The sequence below is a fragment of the Cellulomonas sp. genome (genome assembly GCF_035634735.1).
Lineage (GTDB): Bacteria > Actinomycetota > Actinomycetes > Actinomycetales > Cellulomonadaceae > Cellulomonas.
This window is the reverse complement of the sequence record NZ_DASQCJ010000040.1, coordinates 1-4723: the sequence shown is the minus strand read 5'-3', so window position 1 is coordinate 4723 and position 4723 is coordinate 1. Positions and strand designations below refer to the sequence as shown.

Here is a 4723-nt window from a genome sequence, read left to right as displayed (position 1 = left end):
GTGCGCCGCTACGGCCTGCGCAAGGTCATCCGGAACGTCGACCTGGCCGCCGAGCTCGGCGCCGACACGTTCGTCATGTGGGGCGGCCGCGAGGGCGCGGAGTACGACTCCGCCAAGGACCTCAACGCCGCGCACGACCGGTACGCCGAGGGCATCGACACCGTCGCCGCGTACATCAAGGAGAAGGGCTACGGCCTCCGGATCGCGATCGAGCCGAAGCCGAACGAGCCCCGCGGCGACATCCTGCTCCCGACGATCGGCCACGCGCTCGCGCTCATCGCCAAGCTCGAGCACGGCGACATCGTCGGCCTGAACCCGGAGACCGGCCACGAGCAGATGGCGGGCCTCAACTACACGCAGGGCATCGCCGAGGCGCTGTGGGCCGGCAAGCTGTTCCACATCGACCTGAACGGCCAGCGGTCCATCAAGTACGACCAGGACCTCGTGTTCGGTCACGGCGACCTGTTCTCCGCGTTCGCCACCGTCGACCTGATCGAGAACGGCTTCCCGTCCGGCGGCCCGCGCTACGACGGCCCGCGGCACTTCGACTACAAGCCGTCCCGCACCGAGGACTTCGACGGTGTGTGGGAGTCGGCCAAGGCCAACATGGCGACCTACCTGCTGCTCAAGGAGCGCGCGCAGGCGTTCCGGGCCGACCCGGAGGTCCAGGAGGCCCTCGAGGCGTCCGGCGTGCTCGAGCTGTCGCAGCCCACGATCGGCGAGGGCGAGACCCTGGCCGACCTGCTGGCCGACCGGTCCGCGTACGAGGACTTCGACGTCGACGGCGTCGCCGCCCGCGGCTTCGGCTTCGTCCGCCTGAACCAGCTCGCGCTGGAGCACGCGCTCGGCGCCCGCTGATCCGAGCAGTCCGGCGCCGAGGTCGGGGGTTTCGCGTGAAACCCTCGGCCTCGGCGCTTTCTCCCGTCACCTGAGCAGAGCAAGGACGCATCCTCATGGCCCTCGTCGCCGGGGTGGACTCCTCCACCCAGTCCTGCAAGGTCGTCGTGCGCGACGCCGAGACCGGGGCGCTGGTCCGCTCCGGCCGCGCGTCGCACCCCGACGGCACCGAGATCCACCCGCGGCACTGGTGGGACGCGCTGCAGAACGCGGTGCGCGACGCCGGCGGGCTCGACGACGTCGACGCGGTCGCCGTCGGCGGGCAGCAGCACGGCATGGTCGCGCTCGACGCGGACGGCGAGGTCGTCCGCGACGCGCTGCTGTGGAACGACACCCGGTCGGCGCCGTCGGCGTTGGCGCTGGTCGACGAGCTGGGCGGCCCGCAGGCGTGGGCCGACGCGATCGGCTCGGTCCCCGTCGCCTCGCTCACCGTCACCAAGCTGCGCTGGCTGCGCGACCACGAGCCCGACGCCGCCGCGCGGGTCGCCGCCGTCGCGCTCCCCCACGACTGGCTGACCTGGCGGCTCGCCGGGCACGGCCCGGGCACGGGCGGCCTGGACGCGCTGGCCACCGACCGCTCGGACGCGTCCGGCACCGGCTACTGGTCGCCGTTCACCGAGGACTACCGCCGGGACCTGCTGGAGCTCGGCCTCGGGCACGACGCCGTGCTGCCGCGGGTCGTGGCCCCGCACGCCGCGGCCGGCGTGGTCGGGCCCGACGGGCTCGCCCGGGCGGGGGCCGCGCTGGGCGCCGGGGCGGGCGACAACGCCGCCGCCGCGCTCGCGCTGGGCATGGTCGCCGGGGACGTCGCGATCTCGATCGGCACCTCCGGCGTCGTCTCCGCCGTGTCCGCGGCCCCGACGGCCGACGGCTCCGGCCTGGTGACCGGGTTCGCCGACGCGACCGGCGCCTACCTGCCGCTCGCCTGCACGCTGAACGCCTCCCGGGTGCTGGACGCCGCGGCGCGGATGCTCGGCGTCGACCACGCGGGCCTGTCCGCGCTCGCGCTGTCCGCGCCCGCCGGGGCCGACGGCCTCGTGCTGGTTCCCTACCTGGAGGGCGAGCGCACCCCCAACAAGCCGGATGCCACCGGCGCGCTGCACGGCATGCGGCTCGCGAACACCACGCCGGCGCACCTCGCGCGGGCCGCGGTCGAGGGCATGCTGTGCGCGCTCGCCGACGGCCTGGACGCGCTGCGCGCGCAGGGCGTGCCGGTCGAACGGGTCTCGCTCATCGGCGGCGGCGCGCAGTCCGAGGCCGTCCGGCGGATCGCGCCGGCCGTGCTCGGCACCGCGGTCACCGTGCCGACGCCGGGCGAGTACGTGGCCGACGGCGCCGCGCGCCAGGCCGCGTGGGTGCTGAGCGGGTCGGAGCAGCCGCCGGCGTGGACCGCCGCGGGCGAGGCGGAGGTCTACGAGGCCGACGCCGCGCCGCGCGTGCGCGAGCAGTACGCCGCGGTCCGCGACCTCACGGCGACGCGCGGCTGACCGCCCCGGCGGCGGGGGCGGGGGCGGGGGCGGACCACCGTCCCGCGGCCGGGCGTGAGGTCGTCACGACGCGGTGAGGTCGGTAGTCGTTTCCGCCGACCTCGCCACGATGTGACGACCTCACGCCGGCGGCGCCCGCCGCGAGGACGCACGACGGCCCGGCACCCACCAGGGTGCCGGGCCGTTCGCGTGCGTGCCGCGGGCGGTCAGCCCTGGGCGGCCTCGTAGGCGTCGCGGATCTCGGCGGAGATGCGGCCGCGCTCCGAGACCTCGTAGCCGTTCTCCTTGGCCCAGGTGCGCACGGCACCGGCGTCGGAGGCCCGGCGCGGGCGGCTGGCGCCACCGCCGCTGCTGCGGCCGGCCGAGGAGCGGCCGCCGACCTTGCGGGCGTGGCCGACCCAGGTGCCCAGCGCGTCGCGCAGCTCGGCGGCGTGGGCGCTCGTGAGGTCGATCTCGTACGAGACGCCGTCGAGCGCGAACGTCACCGTCTCGTCCGCCGTGCCGCCGTCAATGTCGTCGACCAGCAGGACCTGAACCTTCTGTGCCATTTCGCCCTCCCGAGCATCGGCCGCCGTCGCAGGCCCCCGATCGGCGAGCGGCGAATATGTGCTGACGGCAAAAGCATGGCAGCCGAATGGCGCCGCGTCAAAGGACGCGTGTCAAAGTTTCAGATTTCGGGCGTCTTCTGCGCCTCATTCGCCCGGGCCGCGTCCTCGCGATCCATCCGCGCCAATGCGGCGCGTTCCGTGCGATCGGCGTTCACGAGCGCGCGGATGGCGATCCAGAAGATCACCCCGACGCCGACCGACGGGATGAGCGCGGCGAGCGCGGGGCCGATGTCCATGCGGACCAGAATACGCCCGCCGACGCCGCCGCCCGGCGGCCCGCGAGGGGCCACCGGGCGGGTGCGCGGCGGGGATCAGGCCTGCGGCTTCACCAGCGGGAACAGGATCGTCTCCCGGATGCCCAGGCCCGTGAGGGCCATGAGCAGGCGGTCGACGCCCATCCCCATGCCGCCGGTGGGCGGCAACGCGTACTCGACCGCCGCGAGGAAGTCCTCGTCCAGCTGCATCGCCTCGTCGTCGCCCGCCGCGGCCAGGATCGCCTGCGCCTCGAACCGCTGGCGCTGGATCACCGGGTCCACCAGCTCGGAGTACGCCGTCGCGAGCTCGAAGCCGCGGACGTAGAGGTCCCACTTCTCGACCTGGCCCGTGATCGCGCGGTGGTCGCGGGTCAGCGGGCTGGTCTCCACCGGGAAGTCGCGCACGAAGGTCGGCGCGTGCAGGTGGTCGCCGACCTGGTGCTCCCAGATCACCTCGACGAGCTTGCCGTGGCTGACCCGCTTCGGGTCGAGCTGCACGTCGAGCCGGTCGGCGATCCGCTGCAGGTGCGCGACCGACGTCTCGGGGGTGATCTCCTCGCCCAGCGACTCGGACAGCGAGCCGTACATCGTGAGCTGCGCCCAGTCGCCGCCGATCTCGTACTGCTCCCCGTCCGGGAGCGTGATCGTCGTGGTGCCGAGGACGTCCTGCGCGGCGGTCTGCACGAGGTCCTGCGTGAGCGCGGCCATCGTGTCGTAGTCGCCGTAGGCCTCGTACGCCTCCAGCATCGCGAACTCCGGCGAGTGCGTGGAATCCGCGCCCTCGTTCCGGAAGTTCCGGTTGATCTCGAACACGCGCTCCAGGCCGCCGACCGCCGCGCGCTTGAGGAACAGCTCCGGCGCGATGCGCAGGTACAGGTCGATGTCGAACGCGTTCATGTGCGTGACGAACGGGCGCGCGGCGGCGCCGCCGGGCTGCGTCTGCAGCATCGGGGTCTCGACCTCGAGATAGCCGCGGCGGTGGAAGTTCTCCCGCAGCGAGCGCACGACGCCGGCGCGCAGCCGGACGGCGTCGCGCGCCGCCGGGCGGACGATCAGGTCGACGTAGCGCTGGCGGACGCGGAGCTCCTCGGAGAGCTCCGGGGCCTCCTCGTCGCCCTTCGCGTACAGGTTGGGCAGCGGGCGCAGCGACTTGGCCGCGAGGGTCCAGGCGTCGGCCATCACGGAGAGCTCGCCGCGGCGGGAGGCGACGACGGCGCCGTGCACGAACAGGTGGTCGCCCAGGTCGACGTCGGACTTGAACGCGGCCAGCCGGTCCTCGCCGACGTTCGCCAGGCTCAGCATCGCCTGCAGCCGGTTGCCCTCGCCGTCCTGCAGGGTGGCGAAGCACAGCTTGCCGGTGTTGCGCAGGAACACGACGCGGCCGGCGACGCCGACGACGTCCTCGGTCTCCTGGCCCGGCTCGAGGTCGGGGTGCGCGGCGCGGACCTCCGCGATCGTGTGGGTGCGCGGGACGCCG

5 protein-coding genes are annotated in these 4723 nt (G+C 74.2%); 2 read left to right on the top strand and 3 right to left on the bottom strand.

Annotated features, from left to right (window positions below):
• On the top strand, positions 1 to 858 hold an 858-nt coding region (gene xylA / locus VER05_RS03520; RefSeq protein WP_324844016.1), incomplete at its 5' end, for a xylose isomerase.
• A 95-nt stretch (positions 859 to 953) separates the two neighbouring features.
• Positions 954 to 2384 carry a xylulokinase gene (gene xylB, locus VER05_RS03515; protein WP_324844015.1) on the top strand — a complete coding sequence of 477 codons (1431 nt, stop codon included), beginning with the start codon at positions 954 to 956 and terminating at the stop codon, positions 2382 to 2384.
• A gap of 206 nt (positions 2385 to 2590) precedes the next feature.
• Here the strand turns inward: xylB and VER05_RS03510 are convergent, their stop codons facing one another.
• The 3 genes from VER05_RS03510 to lysS all read right to left on the bottom strand — a co-directional run.
• Positions 2591 to 2932: an Lsr2 family protein gene (locus VER05_RS03510; protein ID WP_324844014.1), complete on the bottom strand. Its 342-nt coding sequence runs from the start codon at positions 2930 to 2932 to the stop codon at positions 2591 to 2593.
• A 119-nt stretch (positions 2933 to 3051) separates the two neighbouring features.
• A complete protein-coding gene (locus VER05_RS03505) occupies positions 3052 to 3228 on the bottom strand; it encodes a hypothetical protein (RefSeq protein ID WP_324844013.1) in 177 nt (58 codons plus the stop codon).
• A 75-nt stretch (positions 3229 to 3303) separates the two neighbouring features.
• A partial coding sequence (gene lysS / locus VER05_RS03500; protein WP_324844012.1) for a lysine--tRNA ligase occupies positions 3304 to 4723 on the bottom strand: 1420 nt, incomplete at its 5' end.

What these genes read in the sequence shown, in the direction of transcription:
- VER05_RS03505 (WP_324844013.1), bottom strand. Translation starts at nt 3,228, where the DNA reads ATGGACATCGGCCCCGCGCTCGCCGCGCTCATCCCGTCGGTCGGCGTC.
- VER05_RS03510 (WP_324844014.1), bottom strand. Translation starts at nt 2,932, where the DNA reads ATGGCACAGAAGGTTCAGGTCCTGCTGGTCGACGACATTGACGGCGGC.
- xylB (WP_324844015.1), top strand. Translation starts at nt 954, where the DNA reads ATGGCCCTCGTCGCCGGGGTGGACTCCTCCACCCAGTCCTGCAAGGTC.